At 65.4% G+C, this 19,696-nt stretch carries 17 protein-coding genes; 5 read left to right on the plus strand and 12 right to left on the minus strand.

Going from position 1 to position 19,696, the window contains the following annotated elements:
- Positions 1-81: 81 nt before the first annotated feature.
- Positions 82-495 carry an NINE protein gene (locus tag ABIB38_RS15725; protein ID WP_429205214.1) on the plus strand — a complete coding sequence of 138 codons (414 nt, stop codon included), beginning with the start codon at positions 82-84 and terminating at the stop codon, positions 493-495.
- 1 nt (position 496) lies between these two features.
- Here ABIB38_RS15725 and ABIB38_RS15730 read toward each other — a convergent pair whose 3' ends face one another.
- The 8 genes from ABIB38_RS15730 to ABIB38_RS15765 form a co-directional block, all read right to left on the minus strand.
- Positions 497-2,287: an acyl-CoA dehydrogenase gene (locus tag ABIB38_RS15730; RefSeq protein WP_429205215.1), complete on the minus strand. Its 1,791-nt coding sequence runs from the start codon at positions 2,285-2,287 to the stop codon at positions 497-499.
- A gap of 261 nt (positions 2,288-2,548) precedes the next feature.
- A complete protein-coding gene (locus ABIB38_RS15735; RefSeq protein WP_429205217.1) occupies positions 2,549-3,478 on the minus strand; it encodes an electron transfer flavoprotein subunit alpha/FixB family protein in 930 nt (309 codons plus the stop codon).
- A gap of 34 nt (positions 3,479-3,512) precedes the next feature.
- Positions 3,513-4,262, minus strand: coding sequence for an electron transfer flavoprotein subunit beta/FixA family protein (locus ABIB38_RS15740; protein ID WP_147933939.1), 750 nt, complete (start codon positions 4,260-4,262; stop codon positions 3,513-3,515).
- 214 nt (positions 4,263-4,476) lie between these two features.
- Positions 4,477-4,704: a sulfurtransferase TusA family protein gene (locus ABIB38_RS15745; RefSeq protein WP_040777452.1), complete on the minus strand. Its 228-nt coding sequence runs from the start codon at positions 4,702-4,704 to the stop codon at positions 4,477-4,479.
- A gap of 476 nt (positions 4,705-5,180) precedes the next feature.
- Positions 5,181-7,802 carry an alanine--tRNA ligase gene (gene alaS, locus ABIB38_RS15750; RefSeq protein WP_429205218.1) on the minus strand — a complete coding sequence of 874 codons (2,622 nt, stop codon included), beginning with the start codon at positions 7,800-7,802 and terminating at the stop codon, positions 5,181-5,183.
- Positions 7,803-7,914: 112 nt separating this feature from the next.
- Positions 7,915-8,142, minus strand: coding sequence for a hypothetical protein (locus ABIB38_RS15755; protein WP_429205220.1), 228 nt, complete (start codon positions 8,140-8,142; stop codon positions 7,915-7,917).
- Between the two features lie 94 nt (positions 8,143-8,236).
- The gene (gene ugpQ, locus ABIB38_RS15760; protein WP_429205221.1) at positions 8,237-8,989 is read right to left on the minus strand and encodes a glycerophosphodiester phosphodiesterase; all 753 of its coding nucleotides are present in this window, start codon (positions 8,987-8,989) and stop codon (positions 8,237-8,239) included.
- 19 nt (positions 8,990-9,008) lie between these two features.
- Positions 9,009-9,353 carry a DUF1294 domain-containing protein gene (locus tag ABIB38_RS15765; protein ID WP_429205222.1) on the minus strand — a complete coding sequence of 115 codons (345 nt, stop codon included), beginning with the start codon at positions 9,351-9,353 and terminating at the stop codon, positions 9,009-9,011.
- A 693-nt stretch (positions 9,354-10,046) separates the two neighbouring features.
- Between ABIB38_RS15765 and ABIB38_RS15770 the strand changes: the two genes are divergently transcribed.
- Complete coding sequence (locus tag ABIB38_RS15770; protein ID WP_429205298.1) at positions 10,047-10,511, plus strand: DUF3597 domain-containing protein; 465 nt, start codon at positions 10,047-10,049, stop codon at positions 10,509-10,511.
- Between the two features lie 22 nt (positions 10,512-10,533).
- On the opposite strand, the gene ABIB38_RS15775 is transcribed toward ABIB38_RS15770, so the two are convergent.
- Positions 10,534-11,583 (minus strand): serine endopeptidase, encoded by a 1,050-nt coding sequence (locus ABIB38_RS15775; RefSeq protein ID WP_429205224.1) that lies wholly within the window; start codon positions 11,581-11,583, stop codon positions 10,534-10,536.
- Positions 11,584-11,701: 118 nt separating this feature from the next.
- Complete coding sequence (gene trpS, locus ABIB38_RS15780) at positions 11,702-12,733, minus strand: tryptophan--tRNA ligase (protein ID WP_429205226.1); 1,032 nt, start codon at positions 12,731-12,733, stop codon at positions 11,702-11,704.
- 302 nt (positions 12,734-13,035) lie between these two features.
- Here trpS and ABIB38_RS15785 point away from each other — a divergent pair, with 302 nt between their 5' ends.
- The 3 genes from ABIB38_RS15785 (at position 13,036) to ABIB38_RS15795 (ending at position 17,643) form a co-directional block, all read left to right on the plus strand.
- Entirely contained in the window at positions 13,036-15,354 is a 2,319-nt protein-coding gene (locus ABIB38_RS15785; RefSeq protein WP_429205227.1) for a family 1 glycosylhydrolase, read from the plus strand.
- Positions 15,355-15,492: 138 nt separating this feature from the next.
- Positions 15,493-16,056, plus strand: coding sequence for a hypothetical protein (locus ABIB38_RS15790; protein WP_429205228.1), 564 nt, complete (start codon positions 15,493-15,495; stop codon positions 16,054-16,056).
- Positions 16,057-16,389: 333 nt separating this feature from the next.
- Positions 16,390-17,643 carry a CaiB/BaiF CoA transferase family protein gene (locus ABIB38_RS15795; protein ID WP_429205229.1) on the plus strand — a complete coding sequence of 418 codons (1,254 nt, stop codon included), beginning with the start codon at positions 16,390-16,392 and terminating at the stop codon, positions 17,641-17,643.
- 1 nt (position 17,644) lies between these two features.
- Here ABIB38_RS15795 and ABIB38_RS15800 read toward each other — a convergent pair whose 3' ends face one another.
- Positions 17,645-17,968, minus strand: coding sequence for a hypothetical protein (locus ABIB38_RS15800; protein WP_429205231.1), 324 nt, complete (start codon positions 17,966-17,968; stop codon positions 17,645-17,647).
- Positions 17,969-18,198: 230 nt separating this feature from the next.
- Positions 18,199-19,629 carry an alpha/beta fold hydrolase gene (locus ABIB38_RS15805; RefSeq protein ID WP_429205232.1) on the minus strand — a complete coding sequence of 477 codons (1,431 nt, stop codon included), beginning with the start codon at positions 19,627-19,629 and terminating at the stop codon, positions 18,199-18,201.
- Positions 19,630-19,696 lie beyond the last annotated feature (67 nt).

Below are 19,696 nucleotides of genomic sequence, written 5' to 3' on the forward strand. Positions count from 1 at the left end.
CCGCAGCTTGTCGCGTGAAACGTGCCATTCGTGCAAATCTCGACCATACTCTTGCTGTCTCGAACTAATGAACAAGATGACATGGCCGCTACGCACAAGAACAAGACCGTCGCCACCCTGCTCGCCCTGCTGCTGGGCGGCTTCGGGGCGCACCGCTTTTACCTGAAGGGCGGCGCCGACCGGCTCGGGTTGCTGCACCTGTGCGCGCTGCCGATCACCGGCATCCTGTACGGCGCGGTCAAGCCACATCCCTTCTACGTGATCCTGCCGCTGCTGGTGTCGTTCATCGCCGGCTTCATCGAGGCGCTGGCGATCGGCCTCACGCCCGACGAGAAATGGGATGCGAAACACAACGCCGGCAGCGGCCGCCAGTCGCGCTCGAACTGGACCTTGCCGCTGCTGCTGGTGATCACGATGATGACCGGCGCCATCGTGCTGATCGGCACGATGGCGCGGCTGTTCGACCTGCTGTTGACCGGCGGGGCCTACGGCTGAGTTAGAACTGCTCGACCTCGAGCGCCAGCACGCCGGCGGCGCCCCCGACGATCGCATGAGACAGGCCAGGCGCCTGCGACAGGATGTGGTCGGCGAAGAAGCGCGCGGTGGCGATCTTGGCGCGATAGAAGGCGGCGTCGCCCTCGCCCGCATCGAGCTTGCCTTGCGCCACCAGCGCCGCGCGCGCCATCTGCCAGCCGCCCAGCACGATGCCGGCCAGCTTCAGGTAAGTCACGCTGCCGGCGAACACCGCGCGCACGTCCGATTTGACGTTGGCGACCACGTAATCGACCGCCTGCTCCAGCGCGGTCGCGCCTTCGCGCAGGCTGCGCGCGATCGCGGCAAAGTCTTCTCCCTGCGCCTCGCCCAGCCGGGCCTCGACCGCGCGGATCTGCGCGACCAGCGACCTGGCCACCGCGCCGCCATCGCGCACCGTCTTGCGGCCCACCAGGTCGTTGGCCTGGATCGCCGTCGTGCCCTCGTAAATGGTGAGGATCTTGGCGTCGCGGTAATGCTGGGCCGCGCCGGTCTCTTCGATGAAGCCCATGCCGCCGTGCACCTGCACGCCGTCGCGCGCGACGTTCTCGCTCATCTCGGTCGACCAGCCCTTGATGACCGGGACCAGGTATTCGTAGACGGCGAGATTGGCCTGGCGCGTCGCCGCATCGGGATGATGGTGGGCCAGGTCCGAGATGCCGGCGCCGACATAGGCCAGCGCGCGCGCCGCTTCGACCTGGGCGCGCATCGACATCAGCATGCGGCGCACGTCCGGGTGGTGGATGATGGCCACCGGGCCGTTTGATCCGGCCACGTCGCGCGACTGGATGCGGTCCTTCGCGAACGCCACCGCCTGCTGGTAGGCGTGCTCGGCAAGGCCGATGCCCTGCATGCCGACGCCGAAGCGGGCCGCGTTCATCATGATGAACATGTATTCGAGGCCGCGGTTTTCTTCGCCCACCAGGGTGCCGATCGCGCCGCCGCCGTCGCCGAACTGCAGCACGGCGGTCGGGCTGGCCTTGATGCCCAGCTTGTGCTCGATCGAGACGCAGTGCACGTCGTTGCGCGCGCCCAGCGAACCATTGTCGTTGATCAGGAATTTCGGCACGATGAACAGCGAGATGCCTTTCACGCCCGGCGGCGCGTCGGGCGTGCGCGCCAGCACCAGATGGACGATGTTCTCGGCCATGTCGTGCTCGCCATAGGTGATGAAGATCTTGGTGCCGAAGAGTTTATAGGTGCCGTCGCCCTGCGGCTCGGCGCGGGTGCGCACGGCGGCCAGGTCGGAGCCGGCCTGCGGCTCGGTCAGGTTCATGGTGCCGGTCCAGCGGCCCGAGATCAGCGGCTCCAGGAAGCGCGCCTTCTGCGCATCGGAGCCGGCGGTGAGCAGCGCCTCGATCGCCCCGTCCGACAGCAGCGCGACCAGCGCGAACGCCAGGTTGGCGCCATGCAGCATTTCCATGCACGGCGTGGCCACCAGCTTGGGCAGCCCCTGGCCGCCGAATTCCTGGGGATGCTGCACGCCCTGCCAGCCGGCGTCGGCGTAGGCGCGGAAGGCTTCCTTGAAGCCCCTGGTCGTGGTGACCTCGCCATCCTTCCAATAGCTCGGCTCCTTGTCGCCGGCATGGTTCAGCGGGGCGATCACTTCACCGCAGAATTTCGCGTTTTCTTCCAGCACCGCTTCCACGGTGTCCGGGGTCGCGTCCTCGCAACCGGGCAGCGCATTGACCTCGGCGAGGTTGGCCAGTTCATTGAGGACGAACTGCATGTCTTTCAGCGGGGCTTTATAGCTCACCTTTGTCTCCTAGAATATTTCGTTTGCCAATAAAAAACGCCGTTCCCACGGCAGGAAGAGAACCCGCGTCTTCAATCGTCAGCTGCACACATCGAACCGTCGTTCCCGCGCAGGCGGGAACCTGAGTTCGTCGAGCAGCCACGAACGCTTGCCATTCAGGCAGCGCATGAAAACTTGGGTTCCCGCCTGCGCGGGAACGACGTTCCAAGGTAGGTTGGTGGAGCAGGCGCTGCAAGTGTGCACGCTCTGCCCCAGTCAGAATTAGCCCAGTTCCTTGACCAGTTCCGGCACGACCTCGAACAGGTCGCCCACCAGGCCGTAGTCGGCGACCGAAAAGATCGGCGCTTCCGGATCCTTGTTGATGGCGACGATGGTCTTCGAGTCCTTCATGCCGGCCAGGTGCTGGATCGCGCCCGAGATGCCCACGGCGATGTACAGGGTCGGGGCGACGATCTTGCCGGTCTGGCCCACCTGCCAGTCGTTCGGCACGAAGCCGGCATCGACCGCGGCGCGTGAGGCGCCCATGGCGGCGCCCAGCTTGTCGGCCAGCGGTTCCAGGATCTTGAAGTTGTCGGCCGAGCCGATGCCGCGGCCACCCGAAACGATCACCTTGGCGGCGGTCAGCTCGGGACGGTCCGACTTGGCCAGCTCGCGGCCGACAAAACTCGAGGTGCCCGCGTCCGCGACGGCCGTCACGTTCTCGATCGCGGCCGAGCCGCCGCCGGCCGCCGCGTCGAAGGCGGTGCCGCGCACGGTGATGACCTTGACCTTGTCGCTCGACTGCACGGTGGCGATGGCGTTGCCGGCGTAGATCGGACGCTCGAAGGTGTCGGGCGAATCGACCTTGGTGATCTCGGAGATCTGCGCCACGTCGAGCCTGGCGGCCACGCGCGGCAGGATGTTCTTGCCGTAGGCGGTGGCCGGGGCCAGGATGTGCGAATACTCGCCAGCCACGGCCAGGATCTGCTCGGCCACGTTCTCGGCCAGGCCGTCGGCGAAGTGCGGTGCGTCGGCGACCAGCACTTTCGAGACGCCGGCGATCTGCGCGGCGGCTTCGGCGGCGGCGCCGCAGTTGCTGCCGGCGACCAGGATGTGAACGTCACCACCGCACTGGGCGGCTGCGGTCACGGTGTGGTGGGTAGCGCCCTTGAGGGAGCCGTTGTCGTGTTCAGCAATGACTAATGCGACCATGTTGATTCCTATGTATTAAGTAACGACAGACGACTCAGATGACTTTGGCTTCAGTGCGCAACTTCTGCACCAGGGTAGCGACGTCCGGCACCTTGACGCCGGCCGAGCGCTTGGCCGGCTCGACGACCTTCAGGGTCTTCAGGCGCGGTGCGACGTCCACGCCCAGGTCTTCCGGCTTGATGGTTTCGAGCGGCTTCTTCTTGGCCTTCATGATGTTCGGCAGCGTCACGTAGCGCGGCTCGTTCAGGCGCAGGTCGGTGGTGATGATCGCCGGCAGGGTCAGCGCCACGGTTTCCAGGCCGCCATCGACTTCGCGGGTCACGGTGACCTTGCCGTCTTCCAGCACGACTTTCGAGGCGAAGGTGGCTTGCGGCCAGCCCAGCAGCGCGGCCAGCATCTGGCCGGTCTGGTTCGAGTCGTCGTCGATCGCCTGCTTGCCCAGGATGATCAGTTGCGGCTGCTCCTTGTCGGCCAGCGCCTTGACGATCTTGGCCACGGCCAGCGGCTCGGTGTCGCCGGCGGTTTCCACCAGGATGCCACGGTCGGCGCCGATCGCCATGCCGGTACGCAGGGTTTCCTGGCACTGGGCCACACCCACGGAGACCGCCACCACTTCGGTCACTTTGCCGCCCTCTTTCAGGCGCGTTGCCTCTTCCAGTGCGATCTCGTCGAACGGGTTCATCGACATCTTGACGTTGGCGACATCGACGCCGCTATTGTCGGACTTGACGCGAACCTTGACGTTGTAGTCGACCACGCGTTTGACGGGTACCAGGACTTTCATGGGGTGCCTTTAAAAATGGGATGGATCGAAATAAGTGGCCTAGATTATATGAGAAATCGACGCTACGGGCCAAATTAAAGCACGATCGTGCGATTTTTAGTTAGAGGAAAACACCTAATCGGTCCATTCCGGCTATTACAGAGGGAGCAGACGGGGCTGAACGCCCCGTCTCAGGGTGTGCGCGCAGCTGCAGCATCGGCAGCCGCCCGTCACATTATTTGCGGCGCATCAGGAAGGTGAACTCGCCATTCTCATGGGTATGAGCCAGCAAGGCATTGCCGGTTTGCTTGGCAAATGCCTGGAAGTCGCGCACGGAGCCGGTGTCGGTGGCAACGATGCGCAGCACCTGGCCGGTTTCCATCTCGGCGAGCGCCTTCTTGGCTTTGAGGATGGGCAGCGGGCAGTTCAGTCCGCGTGCATCCAGGTCTCTCTGGAATTCCATGGTGTCGGTGTCGGTTTCAAAAGTGATATCGCTCATCGCATTACCTGCTTTGATTAAGTGGTCCAACTTCAGTCGCATACTACTCCAATTCGGGCAGTATGACGCACCGCACCAAAATAGTCACACATTGTTGCAAGATTGCAACCACAATGTGAAATGCTTGACCAAATTACATTGAGTGTGTACTGGATGCTCACGAATCGGCACTGCAGCGGTGCATCACGCCCCTCAGATGCGGTCCGAATTGGGGCGAACAATAGTCCAAATGACCATGAAAACAAAGTGTTACGACTTGGTTTACGACTCTGCGTGGCCCATTGTCGCAAACGTAAAAACGTCGTCCCCGCGCAGGCGGGGACCCAAGTTTCATGCGCTGTGTCTACGTAAATCGTAGTGGCTGCGCAAAGGACTTGGGTCCCCGCCTGCGCGGGGACGACGTGTTGAAGCTGACTTCTAAAGGTGGTGCTTGCTGGAGATCAGGCGCGCTCGCCCACCCAGCCCGCCACGCCGGCCAGCGCAGCCGGCAGGCCCGATGGATCGGTGCCGCCCGCTTGCGCCATATCAGGACGGCCGCCGCCCTTGCCGCCCACCTGCTGGGCGACGAAGTTCACCAGTTCGCCGGCCTTGACTTTACCGGTGGCGTCCTTGGTCACGCCCGCGATCAGGCTGACCTTGCCGTCCGCCACGCTGGCCAGCACGATGGCGGCCGTCTGCAGCTTGTCCTTGAGCTTGTCCATGGCTTCGCGCAGGGTGGCGACATCGGCGCCTTCCATCGTTGCCGCCAGCACCTTGATGCCGTTGACGTCGACCGCCTTGCTCATCAACTCGTCGCCCTGGCCGGCCGCCAGCTTCGACTTCAGCGCGGCGACTTCCTTTTCCAGGGTCTTGACCTGATCCTGGACCTGGGCGATGCGGACCGTCAGCTCGTCCGGGCTGGTCTTGAGCGCGCCGGCCGCTTCGATCAACTTGCGGTTGATCGACTGCACCAGGGCCAGGGCGCCCTCACCCGTCACCGCTTCCACGCGGCGGATGCCGGCGGCGACGCCGCCTTCCGACACGATCTTGAACAGGCCGATGTCGCCGGTGCGGGTCACGTGGACGCCGCCGCACAGTTCTTTCGACGAACCGATGTCCAGCACGCGCACGCTGTCGCCGTACTTCTCGCCGAACAGCGCCATCGCGCCATGCTTGACGGCGTCGTCGAACGACATGTTCTGCGCCTGGGTCGGATGATTCTCCAGGATCTCGCGGTTGACGATGGCCTCGACCTTGGCGATCTCGTCGGCGGTCAAGGCTTGCGGGTGGCTGAAGTCGAAGCGGGTCTTGTCCGGATCGACCAGCGAGCCCTTCTGCTGAACGTGGCTGCCCAGCACTTCGCGCAAGGCCTTGTGCATCAGGTGGGTGGCCGAGTGGTTGCGGATGGTGCGCGCGCGCTTGACGGTATCGACCGAGGCGTCGACGGTGTCGCCGACCTTCAGCGCGCCTTCGCGCAGCACGCCGTGGTGGCCGAACACATCGGCCTGGATCTTGAGCGTGTCCTCGACCTCGAAGCGCACGCCGGCGCCGCCCACCGAGCCGCCGATGACGCCCTGGTCGCCGACCTGGCCGCCCGATTCGGCATAGAACGGGGTGGTGTCCAGCACCACGATGCCGGCCTGGCCGGCCTTGAGCTCGTCCACCTTCACGCCGTCGGCGTACAGCGCCAGCACGTGGGTGTTGTGGGCCAGCGATTCGTAGCCGACGAATTTGGTCTTCTCGCCCGCGTACTCGACGTTGGCGGCCATCTTGAACTTGCCGGCGGCGCGCGCCGTCTTCTTCTGCTGCTCCATGGCGGCGGTGAAGCCGGCCTCGTCGAGCGTCACGTTGCGTTCACGGCAGATGTCGGCGGTCAGGTCGAGCGGGAAGCCGTAGGTGTCGTACAGGGTGAACGCGGTGGCGCCGTCGAGGTTCTTCGGATCCCTGGCCAGCTGGGCTTCCAGGATCTTCATGCCGTTTTCCAGGGTCTCGCCGAAACGCTCTTCCTCGGCCTTGAGCACCTGGGCCACACGGTCTTTCGCATCGCGCAGTTCCGGATAGGCTTCACCCATCTCGAGGTCGAGGTCGGCGACCAGCTTGTGGAAGAACGGCTTCGTCTGGCCCAGCTTGTGGCCGTGGCGCAGTGCGCGGCGGATGATGCGGCGCAGGACGTAGCCGTGGCCTTCGCTGCTCGGGATGATGCCGTCGACAATCATGAACGAGGCCGAGCGGATGTGGTCGGCGATGACCTTGAGCGAGTTGTTGCCCAGGTCATCGATGCCGGTCTCGCGCGCCGCGGCGCGGATCAGGTTCTGGAACAGATCGATCTCGTAGTTGCTGTGCACGTGCTGCAGCACGGCGGCCAGGCGCTCCATGCCCATGCCGGTGTCGATCGACGGCTTCGGCAGCGGGGCCATGTTGCCTGCCTCGTCGCGGTTGAACTGCATGAACACCAGGTTCCAGATCTCGATGAAGCGGTCGCCGTCTTCCTCTGGCGAGCCCGGAGGGCCGCCCCAGATGTCGGCGCCATGGTCATAGAAGATCTCGGTGCACGGGCCGCAAGGGCCGGTGTCGGCCATCTGCCAGAAGTTGTCCGAGGCATAGCGCGCGCCCTTGTTGTCGCCGATACGGATGATGCGCTCTTTCGGCACGCCGATCTCGTTGGCCCAGATGTCGTAGGCTTCGTCGTCCTCGAAATAGACGGTGACGGTCAGCTTCTCGGCCGGCAGGCCATAGACCTTCGTCAGCAGTTCCCAGGCATACTGGATCGCCTCGCGCTTGAAATAGTCGCCGAAGCTGAAGTTGCCCAGCATTTCAAAGAAGGTGTGGTGACGTGCGGTGTAGCCGACGTTTTCCAGGTCGTTGTGCTTGCCGCCGGCGCGCACGCAGCGCTGGACCGAGGTCGCGCGCGAATACGGGCGCGAATCCAGGCCCAGGAACACATCCTTGAACTGCACCATCCCGCTATTGGTCAACAGCATGGTCGGGTCATTGCCCGGCACCAGCGAGCTGGAACGCACGATGGAATGGCCTTTGGATTCAAAGAACTTCAGGAACTTTTCGCGAATGTCTGAGGATTTCATGTCTGTTGGAGGGCGGAATGAGGCAGCGTGCCGTATAAAGGAACGATTATAGCTTAGCCGCCGCCGTCAATATCGGTCATGCCGATATTGGCACCTGCCAGCAACAGCGGATTCAGCGCAGCAGCTGCGATACCGCGTGCGCCCTGGGCCCGACCGGCGCCAGCATCGTCTTGGCCGCCTCCTGCAGGATGCGCGCACGCGCCTCGCCAAGCGGATCGGTATCGCGCCGGCGTGCAGCTGCCAGCACCGACTGGCCGACCAGGCCAAGCCAGTGGTTGACGGCCGCCTGCGTGCCTTCGGTGTGCGCAGACAAAGGGATAATGGTGGTCGAGGGTGCCATGCTTGCCGCTTCAAAGAGATCGTCTGTACTTAACGTCTCTCCGGCGCCGGTTCTTGAGGCGATTTAGCAAATATATTGCTGAAATGAAAGTTCTTCAGGCGAAATCCGGGCCGATCAGGTCGATACGGTCGGTGCAGAAGGCGTCCACGCCCCACTCCAGCAAGGTGCGCGCGCGGCCGGGATCGTTGACGGTATAGCAGAACAGGCCGAAGCCGCAGTCTTTCACCGTGCGCGCCATCTCCGGCTCCAGGTGCTGGTGATTGGTGTGGATGGCCACCGCGTCCAGCGCCCGCGCACGGGCTTCCCAATCCGGCCCCAGCGCGCTCATCAGGCAGGCGCGCGGCAGGTGCGGGGCCGCCCGGCGCGCACTGGCCAGCGCCACGTCGCTGAACGAAGACAGCAGCGGAGCCCGGGCCATGTCTCCGGCCGCGAGTTCGGCGGCAAACAGCTCGGCGGCAAGCGCGGCCACGACCGCGCCGGTTTCCGCTTCGAATCCGGACGCCGGCTTGATCTCGATGTTCATCCACACGCCCTGCTCCTTGCACAGGCGCGCGAACTCGGAAAACAGCGGCACCGGCTCACCGGCGAACGCCGGGGCGAACCAGGCGCCGGCATCCATCGCCGCCAGCTCGCCGGCATCGTGCTCGAACACGCTGCCGCTGCCCTTGACCGTGCGGCCCAGGGCGGGATCGTGCGTTACCACCGGCACGCCGTCGCGCGCCAGCATGACGTCGAACTCGATCGCACGAAAGCCGGCCTGCATCCCGCAGCGTAGTCCGGCATACGTATTCTCGGGCGCCAGCGTGCCGCCGCCGCGGTGGGCAAGGACACGGGGGTAAGGCCACATGCGCGCCTCCTTTCGATGCTCAGGCCGGCACGCCGAAACGCCAGGCGAGCCAGGCGAAGGCGCCCAGGTTCAGCGCCACCGTCAGCTGGAACTTGCGCTGGAACGATTGCTTGCTGGTCTTGTGCCGCAGCCATTGCTGTGCAAGCAAGGCGCCGGGCCAGCCACCGACCAGGCCCAGGATCAGCAAGGTGCTTTCCGGCGTGCGCCAGGACTGCGCGCGCGCCGCCGACTTGTCGATCGCGTAGGCGACGAAGCAGGTCAGGCTGGTCATGAGGTAGGCGGCGCCGACCAGCTGCGACATCTCCCAGACCAGGCTGGCGAACAGGTAGACAAGGAGGAAGAGGACGAGCGGCAGGTAGGGCATGCCGACAGCTTACCGCTCCCGGATCGCAAATGTCCACTGGGCAAATGCGGATCGATCGTCGGTGGATACTACCCCTGGGTTCGTCATCGAACAGAACCGGCAAAATCAAACGCCTACGCTGGGCGATCACAGGTATCACATCGCGTAGGAGATGACATGGCTTTTGATTTAGGAAACTTATTGCAGCAATACATTGGCGGCGCCGGCGCCGGCGCCAACAACGGCAAGGCGGCCGACGACTTCGACCAGGTGGCGCAGAACGCGCCCCGCGCCAGCATCGCCCAGGGCATCGCCAGCGCCCTGCGCTCGGACCAGACCCCGCCCTTCCCCCAGATGGTCAGCCAGTTGTTTGGCCAGAGCAATCCCGACCAGCGCGCCGGCATGCTCGACAAGCTGATCGGCGGCACCGGCGGCGGCCTGCTGTCCTCGGTGGCCGGCGGTGCGCTCGGCAAGATCTTCGGCGGCAACACGACCCGCGTGACCCCGGAACAGGCAGCCCAGGTCTCGCCTGAGCAAGTGCAAGAACTGGCTGAAAAAGCGCAACAACAGAACCCCGGCATTGTCGATCGCATGAGCGACTTCTACGCCGAACATCCGACCTTGATCAAGGCCGCCGGCGGCGCCGCGCTGGCGGTCGCGCTTGGCTACATGGCAAACAATATCCGTCAACAATCACCAGCAAAGGAGGGTCCCGTGGGTATCCTAAGCAATATTTTCCACAAAATTTTCCCAGGTAAGAAAGATGCGGCGCCCGCTGCCGCAACGACTTCCGCATCGACTGCCGCTCCAGCCGCCGCGCCGGCAGCCCCAGGCGCCGCGCCGCAGCCGCAAGCCGCTCCTGCGCCAGGCGCACCGGCTGCCGCTCCGGCCGCCCCGGCGCCGGCCGCCGCGCCGATGCAGCAAGTCGACGTCGAGCAGGTCTTGAACGACATGCAGAAGTCGTCCGGCCAGCAGCTGAACTGGCGCACCTCGATCGTCGACCTGCTCAAGTTGCTCGGCCTGGACAGCAGCCTGCAGTCGCGCAAGGAGCTGGCTGCCGAGCTGAACTACACCGGCGACACGGGCGACTCGGCCAAGATGAACGTCTGGCTGCACCGCCAGGTGATGAACAAGCTGGCCGCCAACGGCGGCAAGGTGCCGGCCGACCTGCGCGACTGACCTGCCACGAAGCGCTGGCCGGTTAATCCGCCAGCGTCGTATTGGCCGCCGTCCCGCAAGCGAAGCAGAAGCGCGCGAACGCATTCTTGCGGGCCGAGCAAGCGCCGCAGCGATTGAACAGGCCGATGCCGCAGTGCGGGCAGAAGTCGGTCTTGCCATCCTTGAGGTCGACGGCGCGCTCGCAGCCCGGGCAGACGCCCTTCGCCAGGCGCGCCTGGACCACGTCGTAGCGCATGCCCTCACGCCGCTGGGCGTCGGGCAGCGCCTCGGCCTCTTTCTGGCGCGCCAGGTAACCCTGCAGCCAGGCGATGGCGTAGCGGCCCACGACCACGGTGAGGAGGATGCCGACGACGTAGCGCACGTAGCCGCCATAGCTCGGCAGGTAGGGCACCAGTTCGAAGAAGAAGGTGAACAGGGCGAACAGGATAAAGCCCCAGGCGAACGGCCAGTCTCGTGTCTTGCGCTTGTGCCTGAACAGCCAGCCGGCCGCCAGCAGCAGCGGCAACGTCAATGCCAGGCGATACAGGAACACGCGCAGCTCGCGCGCCTCGACTTCGTCGGCGAAGGCCTGCTGCGCCGGTTCTTGCAGGGCGTCCCAGCGCAGCTTGGCGCGCTCATGGGCCTGGGTGGCGTCCAGCATCGTCTGCTGCTCGCCTTCCACCGCCGCCAGGGCGGCGCGTTCAGCGCGCTCCAGGGCCTCCAGGCCCTGGGTACGCTTGATCAGTTCGGGGTCTTGCTCGGGTCGCGCGGTCGCCTGCCGGGTCGCGAGCCAGTCGTCGAAGGTCGAGCGCGCCGAGCGCGTATTCGACTGCGCCACCGCGTGCTGGTGGCTGGCCTGCTCGAGGCGTGTGCGCGCGCCCTCGATGCGCTCGCGCTGCGCGGCCATCTCGGCGCGCAGCTTGCCAACCTGGGCCGGATTCATGAACTGCTCGACCGTCAGCGGCTCTTCGACGTCGCGCAGCTGCTGCACGACCAGGCCGCCCAGGCCGATCAGGAAGCCGGCGAAGACGAAGGCGACGAGCCACAAGGCCCGCTGCATCCATTGTTCGGTCAGGCGCAAGCCCTTGCTCATGGAGCGCTCCTCGGCGATGCACAAGCCCGCAGCTTGCCATCGACGACGGCGCCGTGCTACCGCTAGTTGTCAGAGGCCCGGGTTGCGCTACCGCCGGTAGCGGGCGGCGATACCCGGGTCAGAAGTAGGACAATCCCAGCGCCTTTTTCACTTCGTCGGTGGTCGCGGCCGCCACTTCGCGCGCCTTGAGGGTGCCTTCCTGCAGCATCTTCATCACCTGGGCCGGATCCTTGGCGAACTCCTCGCGGCGGGCGCGGATCGGCGCCAGCAGGTCTTGCAGGATGCCTTCCAGGCGCTTCTTGACGATGCTGTCGCCCAGGCCGCCGCGCTGGTAGTGCGCCTTCATCTCGGCCAGGCCTTCCTTGTCGGTGTCGAACGCGTCCAGGTAGGTGAAGGCGACGTTGCCCTCGATATGGCCGGGATCCGACACCTTCAGGTGCAGCGGGTCGGTGTACACGTTCTTGACCGCGGCGCGGATCTCGTCGGCGCTCGCGCCCAGATTGATGGTATTGCCGAGCGACTTGCTCATCTTGGCCTTGCCGTCGATGCCCGGCAGGCGGCCGACTTCCGGCACGAAGGCCTTGGCCTCGACCAGGATGTCGCGGCCGACGATGCGGTTGAAGCGGCGCACGATCTCGTTGCACTGCTCGATCATCGGGATCTGGTCTTCGCCCACCGGCACCACGCCGGCCTTGAAGGCGGTGATGTCGGCAGCCTGGCTGGCCGGGTAGGTCAGGAAGCCGGCCGGAATGTCGCGCTCGAAGCCGCGCAGGACGATTTCCGCCTTCACGGTCGGGTTGCGCTCGAGGCGCGCGACGGTCACCAGGTTCAGGTAGTAAAAGGTCAGCTCGGTCAGTTCCGGGATCTGCGACTGGATGAAGATCGTGGTCTTGACCGGGTCGATCCCTACGGCAAGGTAATCGAGCGCCACTTCCAGCACGTTCCGGTGTACCTTACTCAAGTCATCCATGTTGTCGGTCAGCGCCTGCGAATCGGCCAGCATGACGAATTGGCGGTACTGGTGCTGGTAGGTCACGCGATCGCGCAGGCTGCCCACGAAGTGGCCGAGGTGCAGCGGACCGGTCGGACGGTCGCCGGTCAGGATAATCTGGCTCGCCGGAGCAGGAGCGGAAGTTTGTTGCAGGGTCATCGAGATTCCTTGGTAGATGCCTCGATCGTCCTGCGTCAATGAATGAACGCCACCCGAATCGAGGCGGCGTTAGCTGAAATGCACATCATTTCCGGGGCCGCGCGCTAGGAGCGGCGCCACCAGGCAAGAATGAGATGTGCTTTCGGAAAGATCATGGACCGCATGGTTGCAGGTTGACGCGCCGCTGTCAACCGCTACCGGTACCGTGACTCGGCAGGCAGGCTCTCCCCACGCAGTTGAAATGTCGGTAGCGCCGCATTGCCGCTATTTTGTTGCAATAAAATTAAGGAATTAGAACAATCATGAACAAGAGCACGAACAGCCCAGCACACCCCCTCGAACTCTGGGGCGGCCTCGAATGCACGGTCAACCGCGTGCAAGACACCTATTTCAGCCAGCTGGACCGCAACGGCCACAGCGATCGCGCCTGCGACATCGAGCGCTTCTCCGCGCTCGGCATCCGCGCCATCCGCTACCCCATCCTGTGGGAACGCACCGCTCCCGACGGCATCGACGGGGCCGACTGGCGCTGGCCGGACGAGCGCCTGGCCGCCCTGCAAGATGCCGGCATCACCCCGATCGCCGGGCTGATCCACCATGGCAGCGGCCCGCGCCACACGAGCCTGGTCGACCCGGGTTTCGCGCAAGGGTTGGCCGACTACGCCGGCGCCGTCGCCGCGCGCTACCCCTGGCTCGAGTTCTACACCCCGGTCAACGAGATCTGCACCACGGCGCGCTTCGCCGGCCTGTACGGCATCTGGTATCCGCACGGCCGCGACGACCGCACCTTCATCCAGGCCCTGCTCAACCAGTGCCGCGCCACCGTGCTGTCGATGCGCGCCATCCGCGCCGTCAACCCGCACGCGAAACTGGTGCAGACCGACGACCTCGGCAAGACCTACGGCACGCCGGAGCTCAGCCATGTGGCCGAGTTCTACAACGAGCGCCGCTGGCTGGGCTGGGACCTGCTGTGCGGCATGGTCGGACCCGAACACCCGCTGTGGAACTACCTGCTCAAGAGCGGCGCCAGCGCCGACGATATCCTGTGGTTCCGCGACAATCCCTGCCCGCCCGACATCATCGGCGTCAATTACTACGTGACCAGCGAGCGCTGGCTGGATCACCGCCCCGAACGCTTTCCCGCCCAGCACCGCGGCATGGCCGACGGCATCCCCTGCGCCGACATCGAAGCCTCGCGCGTGCTGGCCACGCCGACGCCGGGCATCGCCCCGCTGCTGGCCGAAATCTGGGAACGCTACGGGATCCCGCTGGCCATCACCGAAGCCCACATCGACGCCAACCGCGAAGACCAGATGCGCTGGCTGCTCGAGATCTGGGAAGCGGCCCAGCAGTCGCGCGACAACGGCGTCGATGTGCGCTCCGTCACGGTGTGGGCGCTGCTCGGCTCCTTCGACTGGAACAGCCTGGTGACGCTCGACCGCGGCTACTACGAGCCGGGCCCGCTCGACGTGCGCTCGCCGCTGCCGCGGCCGACCGCGCTGGCCGGGATGATGCGCGAGCTGGCGGACGGCGCGCCGCTGTCGCACCCGGTGCTGCGCGCCCAGGGCTGGTGGCGCCGCCCGGGCCGCTTCTTGTGCCAGCAGCCGGTGGCCACGCCGGCCGCGCTCACCTCGATCGCAGCCGACGGCCACCGCCTGGTGGGCACCGATGCCGCGCCGATCCTGATCCTGGGCGCCACCGGCACCCTGGGCCGGGCGTTCGCCCGCATCTGCGACAAGCGCAACCTGGCCTACCGCCTGCTGTCGCGCCAGGACATGGACATCGCCGACGCCGACTCGGTCGAGCGTGCGCTGGCGCAGCACAAGCCGTGGGCCGTGGTCAATACCTGCGGCTATGTGCGGGTGGACGACGCCGAGCACGAGATGGAGCGCTGCCAGCGCGAGAACACGCACGGCGCCGCCATCCTGGCCGCGGCCTGCGCGCGCCACGGCATCCACCTGACCACCTTCTCGAGCGACCTGGTGTTCGACGGCCGCAACGAGCGTCCCTATGTCGAATCCGACATGCCCAATCCGCTCAATGTCTATGGCCGCACCAAGCTCGATGCCGAACGCGCGGTGCTCGAGAACCATCCGGGCGCACTGGTGGTGCGCACCAGCGCCTTCTTCGGCCCCTGGGACGGCTACAACTTCGTGACCCTGGCGCTCGATGCGCTCGAGCGCGGCGACGCCTTCGTGGCCGCCAGCGACCTGACGGTCTCGCCGACCTACGTCCCCGACCTGGTGCACGCCTGCCTGGACCTGGCGGTGGACCGCGAGGCCGGCATCTGGCACCTGGCCAACCAGGGCGAGCTGACCTGGGCCGCGCTGGCGCGGCGCGCGGCCGAGCTGGCCGGTGTCGATGCGGCGACGCTGGAAGCCAAGCCGGCCGCCGAGTTCGGCTTCACGGCGGCGCGGCCGGCGTATTCCTCGCTGCACAGCGAGCGCGGCGCATTGCTGCCGGCGCTGGACGACGCGCTGCGCCGCTTCGTCGAGCTGCGCAATGCCGACAAGGCCGAACGCTGCGCGCTGCAGCAGGAAGCCGAAGGACGGCGACAGGTGCCCGGGGGCGACAGCCAGGCCGAGGCCGATCCGGTCGCGGCAGTACAGTCTGGAACCTGATGCGGATACAAGATGCGGCGCTGCTGGCGCCACATCTTGACTCACCGGCCGCTCGAGCGAGCATCGCCGGTTTGATACTCCGTAAGTTGCCTGTCCTCCAGCTTGCTAAATTGGCTGCTCCTCCCGCCGGAGCTTGCAATGGCAACCACGAACGTGAAATCCACATCGGGCAGCAGTCCAAACATCGCATTACGAATGAGTCCACAAGCATTGAATGCGATGCGCAATACCGACATGGCTAATCGATGCAGAGAGTCAGCGCCATTTCGAGCGCTCTCGTCGGTGTTCGCCATCGCCATTGCGGCAAGTCTACCTGCGCAGGCGGTGCAGCCAGGCCATGAAGTCATCGGGCAGTGGAAATTTACATCTGTGCTCGATGGTGTAAAGATCACCTCGATTGACGAGCATCAGGCCAAGCAATTACTCGGACGGGTAATGACCATCCAAAACGAGGGAACCAAGTTTGGGAGTGAAAGCTGCGGCCCCCCAAGCCTTGAGAGCAAACGTGTCGAACCAAATGCATACGTACGCCAGGAAGCGCAAATCAACGCCGCCAGATTACGCCTACCCAATCCGGTTACCGTTGTCGATATCGGTTGCACGCAGGTGTTCATCAAAAGGGCCGATGAGGCAGTGATCTTCTGGGACGGCTTTTTTTTCGCTGCAAAGAAGATAAAGTCATCGAGGAACGTTCATCGCTGATTGCTCAACCCGAACATAGGCGTATCCTGACAAACAAAGCTGCGGCACGCCGGTTCCGGCAGCCCAACGCGCATTGATTTATCGGTTTCTTGAATTCTGTCCGGAAAGCTGGAAGAAGCGCATGCCGGTGCAGGGGCGGGCAACACAGGCCAGGCTTGCCAGGCGTGACCGGCGCAACTCACATCGACCGGGATAGGCTCATCGTAAAGCTCTCCACCGTCATTGCCTTGTGGTGCAGGCGGCGTCGCCTGTCAGTCCTGTCTCGGGCGATGGTTGCCGCCTATCGCGCACGGCTATAATCGGCGCTTCCCGACCGCATAACGACAACGAGACATGACACATACACCTCCGTCTCTCTCCCCGCTGCCGAAAGCCCTCGGCCACCTCCGCGTGCTCGACCTGTCGCGCGTGCTGGCGGGACCATGGTGTTCGCAGAACCTGGCCGACCTCGGCGCCGACGTGATCAAGATCGAACGCCCCGGCGCCGGCGACGACACCCGCGCCTGGGGCCCGCCGTACGCCAGGGATGCGCAAGGCAACGACACGCAGGAGGCGGCCTATTACCTGTCGGCCAACCGCGGCAAGCGCTCGCTCACGGTCGATATCGCCAGCAGCGAGGGCCAGGCCCTGCTGCGCGAGCTGGTGCTGCATTGCGACGTGGTGCTCGAAAACTTCAAGGTGGGCCACCTGAAGCGCTATGGCCTCGACTATGCATCGCTCAGGCAGATCAAGCCCGACCTGGTGTACTGCTCGATCACCGGCTTCGGCCAGGACGGCCCCTATGCTCACCGCGCCGGCTACGACTTCCTGATCCAGGGCATGGGCGGCCTGATGTCGGTCACCGGCGAGCGCGACGACCTGCCCGGCGGGGGGCCGCAAAAGGCCGGCGTCGCGCTGACCGACCTGATGACCGGCATGTACGCCACGGTGGCCGTGCTGGCCGCCCTCACCCATCGCGACCGCACGGGCGAGGGCCAGCACATCGACATGGCGCTGCTCGACACGCAGGTGGCGATGCTGGCCAATGTCGGCAGCAATTACCTCAACAGCGGCAAGCCGCCCAGGCGCTGGGGCAACGCCCACGCCAACATCGTGCCCTACCAGACCTTCGCCTGCCTGGATGGCCACATCATCGTCGCCACCGGCAACGACGGCCAGTACCGGAAGTTCGTCGAGGCTGGCGGCCGGCCGGAGCTGGGAGACGATCCGCGCTTCGCCACCAACCCGCTGCGCGTCGAGAACCGCGACCTCCTGGTGCCGCTGCTGGCCGAGATGGTCAAGCTCAAAAAGCGCGACGAATGGATCGCCCTGCTCGAAGAAATGGGTGTACCCTGCGGACCGATCAACGACGTCGGCGAGGTGTTCGCCAACGAGCAGGTGGTGGCGCGCGCGATGGCGATCGACCTGCCGCATCCCAGCGCGGGCCAGGTGAAGCTGGTGCGCAATCCGATCCGGATGTCGGCCCTGCCCGCGACGAGCGCAATCGCCCCGCCCCTGCTGGGCCAGCACACGGCCGAAGTCTTGCGCGAGGTGCTGGGCAGGAGCGAGGAAGAGATCGCCGCCTTGCGCGAGCGCGGCATCGTCTGAATCAATGCAGCTGGTGCTTCAGGTTCGACAGCTCGTCGTGCACGCGCACGATGACGGATTGCACTTGTGGTGACGGACGGGTCGAGGTGCAGACGCGCTTGGCCTCGTCGCCCATGGCTTCCAGATCGTCGATGGCCTGGATCATGCTCGACTGGTCGTTCGACTGCATGACGCTTTGCACGCGCCCGGCTTCCTCGGCGATCTTGTGGATGCAGTCGCGGATTTCGCTGGGAACGCTCTGGTCGCTCTGGCAGACCTGTTCGGCCTGGTTCACCACTTGCTGGACGTTCTTGAAGCGTTGCTGGATTTCGGCGGTTTGCAGCATGATGCCCTCCTGAAAAAGATGTGAAAAAAACCACTGGAGCCTTTCAGCTTAGGATGCATTCGTGGTTTATCAAGCATCGATTTCATCTGTTCCACGGGACAATGGCGGTGCGTTCCGGCCGGCATTCAAGCCGTCTCATTCCAGCGCCGCGCACAGGGTCCCGGCCATGTCCCGACTGCTACCGCCGTCGTCGCCCGGCCGGCCGCGGCAGATAACCGCGTCAGCGCGGGTCAAGGGCTAGAGGTGACCGGCACACAGGGCGTCGGTGCATCCTCGCCCAGCACAAACTGCATGACCTCGGCCGCGCCGCATGTACGGTCGGCCCAGAGCACGAAATGCCCGCCGTGCTCGTCGGTAAATAGCTGAACCGGCCCGGCCTTGCGCAGCGCCTCGATATGGCGCACGGCGGCGCCATACGGCGTCTTCGCATCGCGGCGGCCGTGGATCACCAGCGTCGGCGGCAGGCGCTCGGGCAGGCGCGCAAACCAGGCGTCGCGTGCATAAAAAGGAATCGGAGCGCCGACCAGGTGGCCCGGGATGCCGCTCGAAAACAACAGGCCGGCTTCTTCCTGCTTTACTGCCTCCATGGTGCGTCCTGGCTGCAGATTGTTCTCAGACCCGCTGATGAGGATCACGAGAGGCATCGACGGCGGCAGTTGCGGAAAAGTCCCGAGGCTCGCGGCCTTGCGCCGCACCTCGGCCAGCGCCGCCTTCAACTGCGCGTCCTGGCCGGCGTCGAGCTCCTTGACGATGTCCGGGATGCGGCTCGCGGCATCCGGAAAATCGAGCAGGCCGCCCAGGAAACGCTTCAGGTCCTTTCCTGGCACATTGGCCAGGAGCGTCGACTCGCTCCCGGCGCGCGCCAGCACCCGCCGGTAGAGCGGCTCGAGCGGCTCGCCGATGCGGCGGCCGCATCGCCCCTGGTCGCAGTCGGCCAGCAATGCGCGTCCGACTGCATCGGTCACCAGCGAGCGGCGGCTCAGGTCGGCCGTGGGGTCGTCCTGCAGCGGCACCAGCGAATCGAGCACCAGGCCATCGACCGCGGCGCCCAGCGCCACCGTGCGCAGCACCAGTTGGGTGCCGTACGAAACGCCATACAGATAGGTCTTGCCGTGACGCGGCGTGCGCTCCAGCAGCAATTTGAGGTCGTGGGCGGCATTCGTCAGCGAGAACTGTCGCGTGTAGGCGGGATGCCGGTTCAGGTACCCGAAGCAGGCGCCCCACTCGGCGCCCTCCAGTGCGGCGCCGCCGGGCGAGCCCGGCGCTTCCTCGGCCGGGCACATCCGGGTCGAGAAACCGGTGCCGCGATGGTCCGGCATCACCAGATCGAAGCCGGGGAAGGCGCGGCGCAAGGTCGGCAGCATGCCGTAGAACGAGGCGCCGGATTCGCCGGGGCCGCCGGCGACCAACCAGACCTGACCGCGCGATGCGCCCTGCGCCGGGAACTTGCGCACGAATAACGAGACCGGCGGCGAGACCGACGCCGCGGGGCCGCCAGCCAGTCCGGACGGATCGCCCGGCATTTGCTCGAGCGCGCACAGGCTGCCGCCCAGGGCCGGATCGCTCGCGGCATCGTCGCAAGTCTTGAAAACTGCCGCCTGCGCCAGGCTCGCGCCCAGACATAGCGCGACGCCAGCGATCGTCCGACTCAGGGTCTTCATCTCTGTTCCTGCAATGAAAGAAAGCCAGCCTATGACGGTTGCAGCCAATTGTCCATTAGATATTTAC

Origin of the sequence: Massilia sp. UYP11, from assembly GCF_050434805.1 — a bacterium.
In the GTDB taxonomy this organism is placed as follows: Bacteria; Pseudomonadota; Gammaproteobacteria; order Burkholderiales; family Burkholderiaceae_D; genus Telluria.